We start from the raw sequence: 16661 nt of genomic DNA on the forward strand, positions 1-16661 counted from the left end.
ACATAATGAGTCGTCTGCCTGGTTGTTGTCAGCGATACACAGGTTTATTCTTGGGGTAAGTCACATTTATTTTCTCACCCTAAGGAGAACCCGTGAGTCACCACACCCGGGCAGACGTCGTGCTTGACGATCGCCCACCAGCATACGTTGAGCTAGAGATTCTTCATGAAGAAGACAAGAAATGGACCCCCAAGAAAATTGCTCTGTGGGTCATTATTGCGTTAATCGGCGGTATTAGCTGGACCATGCTGGCTATTGTTCGCGGTGAAACCGTGAACGCTATCTGGTTTGTTTTTGCCGCTGTTTCAACCTATTTCATTGGCTACCGTTTTTACTCAAAGTACATTGAGAATAAGCTGACCGAGCCTGATGACCGTCGTGCAACTCCTGCAGAGTATGACGCCGATGGCAAGGACTACGCTGTTACTGACCGCCGTGTGCTCTACGGTCACCACTTTGCGGCAATCGCTGGTGCTGGTCCGCTGGTTGGTCCCGTTCTTGCAGCTCAGATGGGTTACCTGCCCGGCACTATCTGGATCATTGCTGGTGTTATTTTTGCTGGCGCTGTTCAGGACTACTTGGTGCTGTTCTTCTCCATGCGCCGTGGCGGACGTTCGCTGGGTCAGATGGCGAAAGAAGAGCTCGGTCCTATCGGTGGTTACGCAGCGATTCTTGCAACCCTCGCTATCATGATCATCATTACCGCGATTCTCGCGCTGGTGGTTGTGAACGCTATGGGCGAATCCCCCTGGGGTGTTTTCTCTGTCGGTATGACCATCCCGATTGCGCTGTTCATGGGTGTTTACCTGCGTTACATTCGTCCGGGTAAGGTCAACGAAATTTCGATTATCGGCTTTGTACTGCTGATGATTGCGATTATCGGCGGTGGCGTTGTTGCTGACACTGAGTGGGGCGTACAGTACCTCACTTTGGAGCGCACTACCTTGGCTTGGGCTGTTATTATCTACGGTTTCATTGCGGCTGTTCTGCCCGTGTGGTTGCTGCTGGCACCTCGCGATTACCTCTCAACCTTCATGAAGATTGGTACTATCTGCCTGCTTGCTATCGGTATCATCGTGGTTCGTCCCGAGATCACTGTTCCTGCTTTCTCTGAGTACGCTTCTCGTACTGATGGCCCGGTCTGGTCTGGTGGCTTGTTCCCCTTCCTCTTCGTTACCATTGCCTGCGGTGCGCTTTCAGGCTTCCACGCTCTGATTGCTTCGGGTACTACCCCCAAGATGGTTGAGAAGGAACGCCAGACCCGCTTTATTGGTTACGGTGGCATGCTTATGGAGTCCTTCGTAGCTATCATGGCGCTGGTTGCTGCTTTGACCGTTGATCGTGGCATCTACTTCGCCATGAACTCCGCTGCCGGTGTAACCGGTGGCACTGTTGAAACCGCCGCTGTTTTCGTGAACTCTCTCGGTCTGACCGGTGTGAACGTCACCCCCGAGCTACTGCAGACCACAGCTGAGAATGTGGGCGAGCACAGCATCGTCTCGCGTACCGGTGGTGCTCCCACCTTGGCTGTGGGTATGGCAGGTATCTTGCACAACATGATGCCCGCGTGGGATCTGATGAGCTTCTGGTACCACTTCGCGATTATGTTTGAGGCTCTGTTCATTCTGACTGCTGTGGACGCAGGTACCCGCGTTGCTCGCTTCATGTTGCAGGATACTCTGGGCAACTTCTTCCCCAAGTTCCGCGATCACAACTGGCGTGCTGGTGCATGGTTCGCTACCGCGGTGATGGTTGCTGGCTGGGGTGGCATCCTCATTCTGGGTGTTACCGACCCGCTGGGTGGTATTAACACCTTCTACCCGCTCTTCGGTATCGCTAACCAGCTACTGGCTGCTGTTGCTTTGGCTGTTTGCCTGGCAATCGCTGCGAACAAGGGTAAGTTCAAGTACCTCTGGATTATTGCCCTGCCGCTTGCCTTCGACCTGGTTGTGACCGTTGTTGGCTCGTACCAGAAGATCTTTTCTTCTAACCCCTCTGTGGGTTACTGGGCTAACCACTTCCGCTACAAGGAAGCTCTTGCTGCCGGTGAAACCTCGCTCGGTGCCGCTCAGAGCGTTGAGGCTATGGAAGCGGTTGTGCGTAACACTATGGTTCAGGGTATTCTCTCCATCGTGTTCGTAGTGCTGGCGCTGATCGTGGTGATTACCGCGGTGATTGAGGTTCTAAAGGCGAAGAACGGTCACGCCATGAAGTCACACGAGAACCCCTACGTTGAGTCAGAGATTTACGCTCCTGCGGGTATGTTTGTCACCCCCAGCGAGAAGGATCTCGAAGCTCAGTGGCGCGAATACTACAAGAGGCACCCTGAAAAAGAATTAGCGAAGGGGCACTAAATGAGTCAAACGGTAACACCCGGCGGCGATGGCACGGTAGAGAAAATTAAGTCTTTCTTTACCGTTGCTGGTCGTATGTGGAACGGTTTTTCGGGTGCGGATAAGTACCACAAGTATTTAGCGCATCACCGCGCGACTGGCTGTGAGCACGAGCCCATGACGGAGCGTGAGTTCTGGCGGGACTACACTGACCGTCAAGACAAAAATCCTGAGGGGCGTTGCTGCTAGCTGATATCCGTTAGCTATGTAAGAGTGCGGACGTGCGTTGTGGGCTACTGCGGTAGTTGCACGGCGCGCGTCCTTTTGTGTTTTGGAAAGAATCATTGACAGACCGTCACTAAAAATATTAGGCTTGCCTAAGTAAACTAGTGGTGAGTGGATAGTCTTGAAAGGGGGAGCCATGGGGTTCAAAGGTTACCTGCAGAAGCGTCGCGACGATGCTGATCTGGGGCAGGGGCTGTGGCGGCGTAACCACGACAGGTTTGTGCGCGGTCTTGACCGTTTTCATCAGATTCTTGAGCGTATGCCTTCAGAGCAGATGATTGATCTCATGGTGCCCGAAGCTAACGCGCTTGCTGATTTGTTGCCGCGCGTGCGTGCTGTTGCCGAGCAAGCCCACCGGTTAGCACCGAGCGACGGGGCAGATATTCCCTACTCACCCAACGGTACCTACTCAGATCTGAACCGTTCTCTCTCGAAAGCCGGCAATTCCTTGGCTCTGTGTGCAGAGGCACTCGCGATGATGCGTTGCTCCGGTGAGTGTAGCCTTAACTGCGCCGGTAAGATTTCTGTGGCTCGCAGAGTTACCACCGTTGAGGAACACGTAGCTGCTGCCGAGGTGCTGGTTCAGGCGGCGGTCCTCGAAAAGTAATCTGCCTAGAGCTGTACATACTCACCTGCGTGTGAGTTGCGTGAACCCTGAGGCTTTAGTGAGCTGTGCTAGCTTGTAGTAGCACTGTTGCTGAGTTTCGGCTCGGTATAAGAGATGGGGATCTTTTACAACAGCGCACTTAGCTACATTGACCGGTACACCAGGGGGGAAATGTGAACCGTTACGGGCACATTGATGCCATGCGCGCTTTTGCCGTGCTACTCGTTGTTTTCTCGCATGCGGGGCTCAGCTTTGTGCCGGGTGGTTCTGGTGTCACCATATTTTTTGTAATTTCAGGTTTTATTATTACCTACCTGCTGTTGCGCGAACGCGAAAAGACCGGTGGGTTTGGTATCGGCGGTTTTTATATGCGCCGTCTGATTAAGATTGCACCGCCGCTGGTCTTGATTATCGTTATTCCCACCCTGCTGTACATGGCATCTGGCGGTTCAGTAGATATTCTTGATTTCTTAGGGCAGATTTTCTTCTTTCTCAACTGGCGTTACCTTGACTCAAATATCAACGTTTTCCCAGGTACCCACGTCACCTGGAGTCTTTCTATTGAAGAGCAGTTCTACCTGGTTTTCGCACTTATTTGGCTGGTGGCGGTCAAGAGCAAAAACTACCTGAAAATCATTACCCGACTTTCGATTGCTGTGGCACTGTATTCCTTTGCTGCGCGCGTCCTGCTGTACTTGGCAGGTGCATCGAACGACCGTATTTACTTTGGTACCGATACCCGCGTTGAGGCAATAGCCATTGGCACTCTGACCGCTATTTGGTATTTCAAGCACCGTTCAACGGAGTACCTGCGCGGAACTGAATACACAGCCCGCCACGGTTATGAGGTGGTGCCGGGGGAGGCGCGCGAACGCTCTATTCCTGTACTGGGCCAGACCTACATCCCGGTGGTCGCTGTGGCACTGTACTTGGTGTCGCTGGTGATCCGCGATGAGGCTTTCCGTGAAACCCTGCGCTATTCCATGCAGGCGATAGCCGCCGCCCTCGTGATTCTATGGGGGCTCACCGAACGCCGCGGCGCACTAGGACAGAAACTTCACGACGCGCTGCAATGGCGCGTGCTACAAGTTCTGGGACTCTCCTCATACAGTATCTACCTGCTGCACGATGTGGTGAATAAGGCCTTAGAACCCTACTTTGAGCACCTGCCCGTGCCCGTGTCACTGCTGGTTTTGGTGGTGCTGGGAATCGCCGGTGGCGTAGCTATCTGGAAGTTCATTGAACTCCCTGCCCAAGCATTCAAAGACCGCCACTTTGCCTCAGCAAATACAAAAGCTGAGATGGCAGCTACATCAGAGCGCAACCAGCTAGAAACCCGCGAAGCGCCCTAAACCCAGGCTAGGTCAGACTGGGCATCAAGATATAGAAAGCTCGCATCATCTGTTACAAATGGTGCAGTCTTTTTGTGTTGCTGCTTTCTTTAGCTCTTCACTGCCCCGTAAAAATTGTGCAAAATGCCCCCAATTTTCTGTGCGGATCGGGGTTATTTTGCACAAGATGTGAGCGGCAGACGTGAGGCTCTAGAGTAGACCCTCCTCGCGGGCGCGGGCAATGGCGCCGGTGCGGTTATCGACCCCCAGCTTGCTATAAATATGCACCAGATGGGTTTTCACCGTTGCCTCAGAAATAAAGAGCTGACGCGCCAGCTCCTTGTTGGTAGCGCCGGTGGCAAGCAGGGCGAGTAGCTCTTTCTCACGGGCACTAAGCGTAACGTGCGACCGTTGCATGCGGGTCATAAGCGCCGAGGCGATATCGGGTGACAGCGTATTTTTGCCTGCGGCAGTGTTGCGAATAGCCGCGTGTACCTGTTCCGGCGGTGCGTCCTTGAGTAAATAGCCCAGAGCACCTGCCTCAAGGGCTGCAACAATATCTGCTGAGGTATCAAAAGTGGTGAGAATAAGGACGGGCGGACCACCAGCCGCAGCAAAGGCAGCAGTGGCGTCAATACCGTTGAGGGGCTTCATCTGAATATCCATGACGATGATGTCTATAGCGGTGCCAGCTGCGCTTAAGGAATGCGCGGTCGAGAGCGCCTCAGCTCCGTCTGCTGCCTCAGCTACGACTCGAATATCGTCGAAACCTGAGAGTACAGCACGCAGCCCTGCGCGCACGATGGGGTGGTCATCGACAAGCAAAATGTTGAGTGTTTGTTGCATAGTGGTGAGCCTATTTCTGCTGGGTGAGGGGTATGTGGGCGCTGATAACGGTGCCTTCACCTGGGGTGGAGTCTACCGTGAGTGTGCCACCGAGGGCGTGGACGCGGGTGCGTAGTGAGGTGAGCCCGTAGCCGGTGTGCCCGGTAGTATCTGCCAAGGCAGAGGTGTATTCGCTCAGTTCAGCGGGCGTGAATCCCCTGCCGTTATCGAAAATATCGAGGGTGACTTCGTTTGCCCAAATGCCGAGGGTAACGGCGCTGTGGGTGGCGCGGGCGTGCGCCGTGATATTGGCGAGTGACCCCTGGCCGATGCGTAAGAGCGCCTGGCGGGTTTCTGCCGGTAGGTGCTCATCTGAGGTTTCTTCGCCGTGAACTCCATCGACGCGCAGGGTGCAGGTCAGCGGTGTGCCTTTAGCGAGTTCCTGCGCTTGGGTGTCTGTGCAGAGGCGACGCAGGGCTGGAACCAGCGCGGTGTCGAGGGCGGGGGAGGCTAGATCGTGAATGAAGCGTCGAGCCTCCGCGAGGTTTTCGTGCGCTGAGGTTTCAATGAGGTGCAGAGCGTCAGCAACCTCGCCGTTGCGTCCCTGCTCAAATGCTGCTGAGGTGGCGCGTGACATGAGCACGATAGATGACAGCCCTTGGGCTAGAGTGTCGTGAATTTCGCGGGCGAGGCGTTCGCGTTCTTCGAGTCTGCCCGATTCGTGTTCTTGTTGGGCTAGCTGTGCTTGGGCGGCGCGCAGCTGATCGGCGATGCGTGCTTGGCGTAGCGCGTCCTGGTGGAGCGCCCTGTACGCGAAGCTCATAATAACGGCGATAAGCGCACCTAAGACCGGTCCCAGAATAACGCCCGGACTGAGCGTTACATCAAGCGGCGATTCTGTGCGCAGAAAAGGAAAACCCACCGTGAAGACTGTCAGCGCGAGAACAGTGAAAAGAGCTGTACGGGTGGGTAGAACATGTAGCGCTAAGAACATGAGAGGGAACACCAGCCAGGTGAACCCGGCGCTCATGACCATCAGCACCACCCACAATGCCACTACGCATCCCAGCCATGCTGATGCGAAGGGGCGAGGGTTAAAGCTGGTGCGTCCCTGCCTTATGGCTCGCGCGTACCGGTTCTCTAACACGGTACCCACCACATAGAACACACCCAGGGCGACAGCGCCGTGGGTTGCTCCCACTTTGGCAACCGTTGAAAGGTGAGAGTCCTGAAGGGAGATTGTGACCCCCGCGGCAAGAAGCACCGCGAACATGATATGCAAGCTCACCCGCAGGCTCTGCAAAACGGCGGCTCCGGTGGTGGGGATTGAGCTAGACATGGTTCTAACTCTAAAACACAATCTTCGCCCACCGGCACCGTTAAGGTGGCAGAAGTTCTTTATCAACCAAAAGGTTGATAGGTGATTCAACCTTCTTCGCGATGTAAATGCAGCGCAAACCGCGAAGAATAAGAGGGGTAAAGGTTACTAATTTTCAGAGAAGACGGAACAAAATGTTTTTGGGTATCAGAGATATCGTGTTTGCGAAGGGGCGTTTTGCCCTCATTGCCTCTGTGGTGGGGCTGATTACCCTACTGCTGGTGATGCTCACCGGGCTAACCGGTGGGTTGGGCAGCCAGAACACTAAAGTTCTTGAGGATATCAACGCTGATCGGTGGGTTTTTGATACCTCCGGTGGCGCTGAAATTTCTTTTTCAAATTCGAGTATCACCGCTGAACAGGCGGACGCGTGGGCTACAGGTTCCGGCGTTGATGCGGTGACTCCGGTGGGGGTTATACAGGGCAACCTTGAAGCTGAAACATCAATGGGTGTTGCGGTAGTGGGGGTTCCTGCAGATTCTGATCTGGTGACCCAAAAGGTGGGTGCCTCCGGTGGCGCGGTTCTTACCCCTCGCGACGGGGAACTCATCATTTCTTCGCAGATCGCCGCAGACACCTCAGCTGATGTGGGAGATACCGTCACTGTTAGCGGGCAAGAACTTACCGTTGCAGGTATTTCAAACGATACGTTCTACTCCCATACCCCGGTTGCCTGGACCTCCACTGCCACCTGGCAGTCACTGGCACACGTTCCTGCTGACACCGTGGGCACAGTGCTTGCTATCAAGGGCACCGGTGACAGCGCAGACTATGAGCAACTCGCGTCCGCAACGAATACCAGCGCGGTAAGCACCCGTGATGCCTTCGCGGGGCTTTCTGCCTACTCCTCAGAAAATAAATCCCTGGTCACCATGCAGGGCTTTCTCTACGGTATTTCGGCGCTGGTTACGGTTTCCTTTCTGACAGTGTGGACTATTCAGCGCACCCGCGATATCGCCGTTCTGCGAGCGCTGGGCGCATCAGGTAGCTACCTGCTCAAGGACGCCCTCTTCCAAGCCGCAGTGGTTCTTGCCACGGGAGCACTAGCTGGGGCTCTGCTCGGCTGGGCGCTAGGGCTTGTTGCCAGCGGCACCGTACCGTTCCAACTGGACGCGAGCACCGTCCTAGTACCGGCAGTCGGCATCTGGGTTCTCGGCATCGCAGGGGCGCTCATTGCAGTGCGCCGCGTCGCTAAAACTGACCCCCTGCTAGCACTCGGCGGCAACTAACCCCACCACCAACCACACCCCTAACACCACAAGAGAGACCCCAGACACGAAAGAAGAACACCGTGAGCACTCAAGCAGAACCCGCTACTTTCACTTCCAACCACCACACAACCGCTGCCCTCACCCTAGGCAACGTCACCCTCGAATACCCAGACGGCGTAGACGCCCACGGCAACCCCACCAGCGTCCGCGCCCTCGACAACGTCAACTTCACCGCCCACCCCGGCACCTTCACAGCCCTCATCGGCCAGTCTGGCTCCGGCAAATCGTCCCTTCTCTCTGTCGCATCAGCACTCATCACCCCAACCAGCGGGCAAGTACTGGTAGGCAACACAGACATCTCCCACGCCACCGACGCTGAACTCACCACCCTGCGCCGCAAAGAAATCGGTATCATCTTTCAACAACCCAACCTCATCGCCTCCCTCACCGCAGAAGAACAGCTCATCCTCGCCGAACACATCCGCGGGGCACGCGGCAAAGAACTCAAAAATGCTCGCGCTCGCGCTCAAGAACTTCTTGAGCTGGTAGGGCTGAAAAACCAGGGGAGCAGACGTGTTCACCAGCTATCAGGCGGTCAGCGTCAGCGCGTGAACATCGCCCGAGCACTCATGGGCAACCCCACTCTCTTACTCGCTGATGAACCCACCAGCGCCCTCGACCACGAACGTTCCGTTGCCATTGTTGAACTACTGCAAAACGTAACCCGCGAGTTCGGGGTAGCAACCATCATGGTCACCCACGACGTTGAATTCGCAGAAGCCGCTGATACGGTTGCCACCATGAATGACGGCAGGTTAAGCCTTCAATAAGTTTCTGCGTCAACTGCTGCGTTCACTGACATCCAGATGAGAAAAGCCCTCTGTTCTACTATGCTTAAAAGCGGTTTGCACACTTACTGACGAGGTACAGGTTCTTTTCGATGGTCACTTTTCACCGTAATGAGCGCGCAGCGTCACTGCCAGCGCGTCTTTCACGCTCATGGATGTTCGTTTCAGCCGCAGCCGAAAAAGACAAGATCGCTGCGGCACTAGAATCTGAAGCCGATTCTATTTTGATTGACCTCGAGGACGGTTGCCCGCCCGAGAAAAAGGATTCAGCTAGAGAACACGTGATTGACCTGCTCAATGGCGGGGTTGAGGCGTGGGTTCGCATTAACAAGTTCGGAACCGACCACTGGCACAAGGATGTCACCGAGCTACCCAAGGCTAAGGGTCTGCGCGGGGTGATGCTCGCCGAGGTTGAAGAAGCTAGTATGGTGACTCGCACCGCGATGATGATGCCTCCAGGCACCCCTATTATTGCTCTGATTGAGTCTGCTATCGGTATTCTCAACGCCGTTGAAATTGCGCGCGCTCCCGGTGTTTTCCGCCTGGCCTTTGGTATCGGCGACTTCCGCAAAGATACGGGTATCGCAGCTGACCCGCTTTCCTTGGCGTACGTTCGTACCCAACTGGTGCTCGCTTCCCGCGCCGGTGAACTACCCGGTCCGATTGATGGTCCATCAGTGGGTAAGCACGGTGCTGAGCTGGTTAAAGACTGCTCAGTGACCTCTGCCGCCGGTATGACTGGTAAGCTCACCCTCGACCCCGCCCAAGTAGAAACTATCAACGTTTCGCTGGCACCGAGCGAGGACGAGATCCAGTGGGCGCGCGATTTGCTACAGAAGCAGGAGGGCGATTCGATGCCCAAGGATGGTTCTTACCTGCCCCGCCTAGCACGCGCCAAGAAGGTATCGCAGCTGGCAAAGACCTACGGTTTGTGGCGTAGCTAGTCTCTTTTGAATAACCCAAGATCTGAGGACGCGCCCACCAACCCCATATGTACGGGGTGAGTGGGCGCGTCCTTGTGCTTATAAGGTGCTGACCTAGGCGCTTACCGGGTTATTCTCCGGTGTGGGAGTCCTGAGAGTACCCGATGAGGTAGGCGATAATCCAGGAGGTCACCAGGGAGATGCAAATGACGGCGAAAAGGGAGCCGTCGTGGGTGAAGATCCAGCGGAAGAAAAGCCACAGCCCCGTCATGGGAATCAGCACCGTAATAAAGAGGGCAATAAACCACGGCGTAATAGTAGATGGGGTACCGCGACCGATGCCGAAATAATCTTTGAGCATGCTCTCCAGTGTAAAACAGCTCCCTGTGAGAGAGCAGTTAAGTTATCCCCGTGGTTGTTGTTTACGGTTCTCCGTATTTTAAACGCGGGGAACCATAAACAACCATGGGGGATAACTCAGTGCTGGTTGAGTACAAAGACAAACGCCCCCACCGAGTGACGGTGAAGGCGTTGAATATGGAGCCCCCAGTCAGATTCGAACTGACGACCTTTTCTTTACGAGGGAAATGCTCTACCCCTGAGCTATGGAGGCGAACGCTTGCGCGAACGAAGTCACTTTATCAGAAAAGTCTTACCTGCCGCCACCTACCTGGTAGCCCGGACGCGACTACTGGCTCCGCGCGTCCGCGCAACCAACCGGGGGGGGGGGAGGCGACACGGTGATGAGTTCAAGTCATATAAACTCAGATACCTCAGGTTGAAAATGTGCAACGATGAGTAAGAGGCAAAATGCCTACCGGCTGCGTCTGCACAGCACAAAGAAACAGAAGAACCCACGAGAACGAGAAAAGGTAATAGAACCATGAACACTCGCCTAACCCGCAGAACCCTTTTGACAGCTGGCGCAGCAGTGAGCGCCCTTGCCCTAGCTGCCTGCGGTAAGACTGAAAAAATCGCCACCCCTGAGAGCCCGGCAACCCCCACCGGCGAGGGCGTCTACACGCGCAGTGCCGACGGCTTTCACCTGAACTCAAAGGTAGAAGCACCCACCGTGGTTCTCTACAGTGATTTCCAGTGCCCCTACTGCGCTAAAGCTGAACCCACCTATATGGAAGCGGCGCAGGAACTTAACGGGGTTATGAATGTAACCGTCAAGAACTTCCCCCTGCCTATGCACGCTAATGCTGTGCCCGCCGCGCTCGCCGTCGAAGCTGCTGAGGCGCAGGGCAAGCACGTTGAGATGGTGCAGCTGGTATTCGAACACCAGGACGAGTGGAAAGATCAGTCTCTTGAAGAAGCCCGCACAACCTTTAGGGGTTACGCTGAAGAACTTGGTCTAGACCTTGAAAAGTACACCGCGACCTTTGAAGATAACGCAACCTTGAAGCTGGTTGAAAAAGACTTTGAGTCAGGACGCGCCGTAGGAGTTTCTGGCACACCTCAGTGGGTGGTCGGTGGCACCGTGGTCGAGAGTGTTGATTCGAGTACGAGTAAAGATGATATGGTAGCTGCTTTTAAAGAAGCAGCGAATCTGTCATAAAGCCCAATATAAGAATTCACTGTAAAAAGAAGTGTTGGGCTGTGCCACGAATGCAGAGGTAAAAGCCTCTGGTGTTCGCGGCACAGCCCAACGTTTGTGGTTTTGGGTCTAAAGCAGCACTCCGTGACAGCATCAGCATTGCGGTACACAATGCCAGTACCAGTGCTCCTGTCATCAAAATAGGCACCGTATGTGGCTGATATTTTCGTGGGTAATACTCACTGATTGACGCTCGTACCTGCTGGTTGCGGTAGCGAAAACCTAGCCTACAAGCTCAACGATCACTAGGGACGGGACGAGAGCTAGGACGTCAAGCGCAGCTGGACGAGAATGAGCCCGAAAAGCGCCAGGCAGGTGTGTGCCCACGAGATCGAGGTGTGTTCGGGCTGTAAATCGGTGTCTTGGTGTAGGGGATCGCGGGAGGTACGGTTAAGTCGCATCACTGTTCAGAACCTAGAACGAGAGGTAGATAGCGGGCGCTGCGAGAGTGCAGACGATGCGACGAGCAGGGGCGTTTCGGGGGTCTGGTTCTGTGCCGTCTTTGAAGAGGGCGCGGGTGAGTCAGTTGCGTGAGTTGTGGTGCGAATGGGTTCTCTTGGGCGCGTCTTATAGGGCGGGTTTGACGCTTTGTCATTGGGGTGTGACATCAATTATATAGAATAACAAAATACCTTATTTTCTCTTTGAGGAGCCGTTTACTATGTCTTTGCGTGTAGCTCTAGCTCAGATTTCTAGTACTCGCGATGTTAGTCGGAATATTGAGCTGGTGCGGCAGCGGGTTGCTCAGGCTGTTGAGTACGAGGCTGATCTGGTGGTTTTCCCTGAGGCTGCGATGCTGAGTTTTGACGGTGCGCTGCCGGAGCTTACCCAGCAGTGGCACCTGAAGTGGGAGGAGGCGCTGCGCGAGATTGCAAGGGAGTACGGTGTGGCTGTAGCTGCCGGTGGCTTCGCTCCGGCGGGGGAGCGTGTGCGTAATCAATTGTGTTTTGTGACCCCCGAGGGCGAAGAGAGCGTCTACACCAAGATTCACCTCTTTGACGCTTTTGGTTTCGCTGAATCTGACACTGTTGAGGCGGGTGAAGAGTTGGTGACCGGCAACTGTAAGGGTATTACCGTAGGGTTGAGTGTTTGCTATGACGTGCGTTTTCCCAAGCTTTTTGCTGAGTATTCGCGTCAAGGCGCGCAGGTGCAGATTGTCAGCGCGTCCTGGGGTGCAGGAGAAACCAAGGTAGAGCAGTGGCGGGCACTGACTACCGCCCGGGCCCTTGATTCCAATAGCTTTGTGGTGGCAGTGGGGCAGTCACACCCGATCACCGCTGACCAAGAATTTGACCCTGAGAGCAAGGCGCCGTTGGGAGTGGGGCGCTCGCGCGTCATTGATCCTTTTGGACGTGAGCTGGTAGAGCTTGGAGAGTCTCCGGCTTTGCGTTTGGTTGAGCTGGATCTTGATGCGGTAGAGAAAGCCAAAGAAGAGTTACCGGTGCTCGAAAACGCTAAACTCGGTTACTAAGGCTGATTTTTAGGGAGGAGAAGATTGTGGGATTTTTTGATGTATTTTCAGGTAAAGACTCGACCCCACAGAACATTGAGGCGCAGCTGAATGCAACGGTGTCGGGCAAGGTGCAGGGGGTAGGGTTTCGCTGGTGGACTGCTGGTGAAGCGAAGAACCTTAAGCTTGTGGGGTATGCCAAGAACCTTGATAACGGCGATGTGGAGGTGGTTGCTCAGGGTGCGCGTGAATCGTGCCAGCAGCTACTGGATGTTTTGCAATCTGGTGATACTGCCGGTCACGTCGAGTCGGTGACCGCAGATATTTCGCAGCCTACCGGAACCTTTAAGGGTTTTGGTACTTACTAGCTTCGATATAAATTTCAATTGTTTCTCACCGCATCAGCCGCTTTACCCGAAAGAAAACCTGCCATGAGTTCAAAAAATAAAAGCGTTCAACTTTCGGTATCTGGTCTGAGCGCCCAGATTCTGCCCGATGGCATGAGCCCTGACGGTTACGTGCTTGAGATTGGGGGTGCGGAGCAGTCGCACGTTGATTTGGGCGATCCGAGCTTCATTTTCTACGAGTACCTGCGTCGAATTGGTAACGTCATTGACCTGCTGGCAGCCCCCGGTGATCCGTTGCGGGTGGCACATCTAGGTGCAGGTGCGCTGACCCTGGTGCGTTACGTTCAAGTAACCCGCCCCGGTTCACCCCAGATTGCTGTGGATATTGAGCGTGAGCTGCCCTCTCTCGTCCTTGACGCTCTGCCCTTACCCGCCGGTAGTCGCTGCCAGGTATTAGTAGAGGACGCCCGCGCCGCCCTACCGGCACTCACACCCGCGCTCGGTGCGGCACCGCAGGCTATCATCCTCGATATTTTCTCGGGCTGGAGCGCACCCGAACACCTCGCTGATGAGGGATTCTATCGGGAAATGAAAGAGGTTCTCGATGCAGAGGGCGCACTGATTATTAATGTCGGCGATGATGCTGGGCTCAGCTTCTTTACAGCCCAAGCGCGATCGCTACTCAACGTTTTTGAACACCTCTGGTGCCTTGCGCCCACTGTCATGCTCGACGGCAAACATGCGGGCAACCTTGTACTCGTTGCAAGCCACCACGAGCTAACCGCCGACCTTAAAACCGCGCTCATCGGGCAGGGCCCACACCCGGCGTCCGCCCTCGACACCTGGCAGGTTCAAGAACTCATAGATGAGCTCAGCTAACTGAACCCACTACTTTTACACAGAACTACCCACACCGTGAAGGGGTACCCGTGAAAACCTCAATTTCAACCCTGGCACTCATGAGTCTTCTCGTCCTTAGCAGTTGTGGACAAAGCGCTACAGAAGCTGACACCGCAACAGCGTTGGTGAGCCCTTCAAAGACTGCGGCAGCGTCATCAACCCCGAGTACATCACCTAGCGGATCAGCCCAAGAAACAGCGCCGTCATCGGGTGGGGAAGCATCAGCCTCTGCTAGCCGTAAAGCACCCACTATCACCGAGAGAACCCTACCGGCAGGTGCCCCCGCTCAGAATGAGCAGAACGAACAGGGGCAGGGCGACCAGAAAAAGAAGAATGAAACTGAGAACACCGCTGTTCTTCTGCCGGTGTACACTCTGAGCAACGGGCAAAAAATGGCGACGGCGTTGAGTCCCAGCGGTAACATCGCCTGCGAAATTTATGTGGATCGCGCCCAGTGTTCGGTACTGTCGCTGAGTGAATCAGCTCCACATGTGCCCGGTCAGGTGGGGGTTCCGGGGTGGTCGTATGCGGTAAACACCCAGGGTGCAGTTTATGATACCCAGCTTGCCCAGGCACCGCTGGCGACGCTCTCAGATACCCGTGGTCAGGTGTTGCAGTACGGCACCCGCGCAGGGTGGAGCCAGTTTGAACTGTTGAGCGAAGAAACCGGTATGACTCTGCGCGATACCCGCACCGGTCACGGGGCAACCTTCAACAGGGACGGCATCACCACCTTTTAGAGGGTTCACCTCGTGACGAAATTGTCAGTGCAACCGTCTATAGAAGTAAGCTGATAACGTAGAATTCACATCAAGTGATACAACAAACAAAGCGAAGGTGTAACACGATGTTCGGCAAAATGTTTGATGCAAAGAGCGCTTTTGATGAGAACGGCCAGCCCAAGCCTGCTGTCACCAAGGTCATTGATAGCGTGCTGAAGATCCAGCGACCCATGGTGGTTGGCATGGTCAAGAAGCTGCACGAAAAACACCCTAACGAGACTCCCGCTCAGATCGCTGAGCGCCTTGAGAAGTCATACCTGCGTGATATCACCGTCGGTGGTGGCGCGGTGGGGGCGTCAGCATTCGTGCCCGGCATCGGTACCGTAACTTCTGTTGGTTTTTCCGTTGTCGCTGTGGCAGGTTACTTGGAACGCACCGCCATCTACATTCAGGCAATGGCTGAATTGCACGGCGTCCAGGTCAATGACCCCGAAGAGGGTCGCATGATGGTCATGGCGCTCATGCTCGGTGAAGACGGATCAAACCTCATGAGCTCCATTCTTGCTCAAAGCACCAAAGCCGGTGGTGTCTCTAGCAAGTGGGGCATGATGATGGGCAAGAGCAATAACAGCGGTAAGCTCTTCAGCGTTGAAAAGACCATCCGTAACATGTTTATCAAGCGTTTCTTGACCAAGCAGTCCGGCGCTTTGCTAGGTCGTGCACTGCCCTTCGGCATTGGTGCGGTTGTTGGTGGCGGCGCTAACCTGGCGCTGGGCAAGAAAGTAGTGAGCGAGGTCGAGAACGCTTTTGGTACTCCTCCTGCGATTTTCCCCGATGAGATTTCAGGACGCGCACCCCGAGTTGCTGAGCCTAAGCAGAATGAAGCGGCAGGCGAGGTCACTGTCTAGTTTCGCCTGCACAAACTGATATGCAAAAGCCGGTTTGGTGCATCCAAACCGGCTTTTGTACACCGAGGCTTATTCAAAAGTCCTACCACCGGCATAAAACACCCCCCACACCACCGCAAACACCCACCCATACACCCCAAGCAGCCGCCTGAAACCAGAATCCAAAACACGCCACATCTTCACCTACGCACCCACACGCTCCACCACCGACTGCAGCCGATTCAGCACCCTATTATTACGCCTGCACTCAGCACTAAGCCTGACCCCTAGGTAAACGCTTAGCCGAAGTGACCAGCCCCAGACCCACATAACCCTTATCCGCCAAAGTCGTCTCATCCAGATACTTCCCCAGCTCCGTGAGCTTTGAAAGCATAAGCATCATGCCTAGCCCCAGGCACCGGATCAGTGATAGCAAGAAGCTTTCCATCGAGGGTACAGATGATCCGGTGATTGAAGCCAGCTCGTTTGTGTTTACCTGAGAAGTTTATTTTTTCGCAAGGGATACGCCAATTCCAAGCGGGAACGAGTGTTCCGTGGCTTACCAGTGAACCTGGTGCATCTAGTGCTTGTTTCAGTGACTGGATCAGCAGCCTCATGAATCTTCACCAGTGCTTTTTCTCTTCTGTTGATAGTCCTTGAAACTGTTGGCTGAGAGACGTTGAAGAACTCTGCTATGAGTTGATGGTGAGGTCGTTGTCGGTGGTAGATCAGTGTCAGGGTGAGAGCTTGGGTTAGGGTGAGTTTTCTGGGTTTTTGTTGGGTTTTCTCTAGGTGAGGTGGGTGTGGAGTGTATCGAATAGGGTGGTGAATTGCTGGTGGGTTAGGTCTGTTGTGGGGCTTGTGGGGCGATGGTCTTTTCTGGTTTGGCTTTGAGAGTATTTGTGATGGTTTATCCTCATGGTTGCCTTCTGGTGGGGTCGTTGTCTAGTTGGTGGGGGTTTGTGTCCTAACCCCCTTATGAATAAGCCTCAAACAACTTTCCACATGTGCAAC

18 protein-coding genes and 1 tRNA gene are annotated in these 16661 nt (G+C 54.7%); 13 read left to right on the forward strand and 6 right to left on the reverse strand.

All coding sequences use genetic code 11. The annotated features are described in order from the left end of the window. Window positions 1-92: 92 nt before the first annotated feature. From JR346_RS01525 to JR346_RS01540, 4 genes are all read left to right on the forward strand, one after another. Entirely contained in the window at window positions 93-2354 is a 2262-nt protein-coding gene (locus JR346_RS01525; protein ID WP_204877553.1) for a carbon starvation CstA family protein, read from the forward strand. Beyond that, complete coding sequence (locus JR346_RS01530; RefSeq protein ID WP_204877552.1) at window positions 2355-2582, forward strand: YbdD/YjiX family protein; 228 nt, start codon at window positions 2355-2357, stop codon at window positions 2580-2582. Between the two features lie 172 nt (window positions 2583-2754). After that, entirely contained in the window at window positions 2755-3225 is a 471-nt protein-coding gene (locus JR346_RS01535) for a dehydrogenase (protein ID WP_204877551.1), read from the forward strand. Between the two features lie 173 nt (window positions 3226-3398). Then, window positions 3399-4577 carry an acyltransferase gene (locus tag JR346_RS01540; RefSeq protein ID WP_205482655.1) on the forward strand — a complete coding sequence of 393 codons (1179 nt, stop codon included), beginning with the start codon at window positions 3399-3401 and terminating at the stop codon, window positions 4575-4577. Window positions 4578-4766: 189 nt separating this feature from the next. Here the strand turns inward: JR346_RS01540 and JR346_RS01545 are convergent, their stop codons facing one another. Together JR346_RS01545 and JR346_RS01550 are read right to left on the reverse strand one after the other, a co-directional pair. Beyond that, window positions 4767-5402: a response regulator transcription factor gene (locus JR346_RS01545; RefSeq protein WP_204877549.1), complete on the reverse strand. Its 636-nt coding sequence runs from the start codon at window positions 5400-5402 to the stop codon at window positions 4767-4769. Window positions 5403-5412: 10 nt separating this feature from the next. Further along, the gene (locus JR346_RS01550; protein WP_205482656.1) at window positions 5413-6720 is read right to left on the reverse strand and encodes a sensor histidine kinase; all 1308 of its coding nucleotides are present in this window, start codon (window positions 6718-6720) and stop codon (window positions 5413-5415) included. A gap of 197 nt (window positions 6721-6917) precedes the next feature. Here JR346_RS01550 and JR346_RS01555 point away from each other — a divergent pair, with 197 nt between their 5' ends. The 3 genes from JR346_RS01555 to JR346_RS01565 all read left to right on the forward strand — a co-directional run bounded on the left by JR346_RS01555 (window position 6918) and on the right by JR346_RS01565 (window position 9762). Continuing rightward, entirely contained in the window at window positions 6918-7988 is a 1071-nt protein-coding gene (locus JR346_RS01555) for an FtsX-like permease family protein (protein ID WP_240333976.1), read from the forward strand. Window positions 7989-8050: 62 nt separating this feature from the next. Beyond that, the gene (locus JR346_RS01560) at window positions 8051-8800 is read left to right on the forward strand and encodes an ABC transporter ATP-binding protein (protein ID WP_204877546.1); all 750 of its coding nucleotides are present in this window, start codon (window positions 8051-8053) and stop codon (window positions 8798-8800) included. A 110-nt stretch (window positions 8801-8910) separates the two neighbouring features. After that, window positions 8911-9762 (forward strand): CoA ester lyase, encoded by an 852-nt coding sequence (locus tag JR346_RS01565; protein ID WP_204877545.1) that lies wholly within the window; start codon window positions 8911-8913, stop codon window positions 9760-9762. Between the two features lie 109 nt (window positions 9763-9871). On the opposite strand, the gene JR346_RS01570 is transcribed toward JR346_RS01565, so the two are convergent. Continuing rightward, the gene (locus JR346_RS01570) at window positions 9872-10102 is read right to left on the reverse strand and encodes a hypothetical protein (RefSeq protein ID WP_204877544.1); all 231 of its coding nucleotides are present in this window, start codon (window positions 10100-10102) and stop codon (window positions 9872-9874) included. A 177-nt stretch (window positions 10103-10279) separates the two neighbouring features. Continuing rightward, window positions 10280-10354 (reverse strand) — tRNA-Thr (locus tag JR346_RS01575). Between the two features lie 270 nt (window positions 10355-10624). Between JR346_RS01575 and JR346_RS01580 the strand changes: the two genes are divergently transcribed. Further along, window positions 10625-11302 (forward strand): thioredoxin domain-containing protein, encoded by a 678-nt coding sequence (locus JR346_RS01580; protein WP_205482658.1) that lies wholly within the window; start codon window positions 10625-10627, stop codon window positions 11300-11302. A 302-nt stretch (window positions 11303-11604) separates the two neighbouring features. On the opposite strand, the gene JR346_RS01585 is transcribed toward JR346_RS01580, so the two are convergent. After that, window positions 11605-11745, reverse strand: a complete 141-nt coding sequence (locus JR346_RS01585; protein WP_204877542.1) for a hypothetical protein — start codon at window positions 11743-11745, stop codon at window positions 11605-11607. A 257-nt stretch (window positions 11746-12002) separates the two neighbouring features. On the opposite strand from JR346_RS01585, the gene JR346_RS01590 reads away from it, so the two are divergent. From JR346_RS01590 to JR346_RS01610, 5 genes are all read left to right on the forward strand, one after another. Beyond that, window positions 12003-12812 carry a carbon-nitrogen hydrolase family protein gene (locus JR346_RS01590; protein WP_370592519.1) on the forward strand — a complete coding sequence of 270 codons (810 nt, stop codon included), beginning with the start codon at window positions 12003-12005 and terminating at the stop codon, window positions 12810-12812. 26 nt (window positions 12813-12838) lie between these two features. Then, window positions 12839-13159 (forward strand): acylphosphatase, encoded by a 321-nt coding sequence (locus tag JR346_RS01595; RefSeq protein ID WP_204877541.1) that lies wholly within the window; start codon window positions 12839-12841, stop codon window positions 13157-13159. A 63-nt stretch (window positions 13160-13222) separates the two neighbouring features. After that, a complete protein-coding gene (locus JR346_RS01600; protein ID WP_205482659.1) occupies window positions 13223-14017 on the forward strand; it encodes a spermidine synthase in 795 nt (264 codons plus the stop codon). 50 nt (window positions 14018-14067) lie between these two features. Further along, on the forward strand, window positions 14068-14778 hold the full coding sequence (locus JR346_RS01605) for a hypothetical protein (protein ID WP_205482660.1): 711 nt from the start codon (window positions 14068-14070) through the stop codon (window positions 14776-14778). Between the two features lie 107 nt (window positions 14779-14885). Further along, on the forward strand, window positions 14886-15668 hold the full coding sequence (locus tag JR346_RS01610) for a di- and tripeptidase (protein ID WP_239478944.1): 783 nt from the start codon (window positions 14886-14888) through the stop codon (window positions 15666-15668). A 471-nt stretch (window positions 15669-16139) separates the two neighbouring features. On the opposite strand, the gene JR346_RS10570 is transcribed toward JR346_RS01610, so the two are convergent. Beyond that, window positions 16140-16547, reverse strand: a complete 408-nt coding sequence (locus JR346_RS10570) for a transposase family protein (RefSeq protein WP_205483798.1) — start codon at window positions 16545-16547, stop codon at window positions 16140-16142. Window positions 16548-16661 lie beyond the last annotated feature (114 nt).

This window comes from Rothia sp. ZJ932, from assembly GCF_016924835.1.
Classification (GTDB): domain Bacteria; phylum Actinomycetota; class Actinomycetes; order Actinomycetales; family Micrococcaceae; genus Rothia.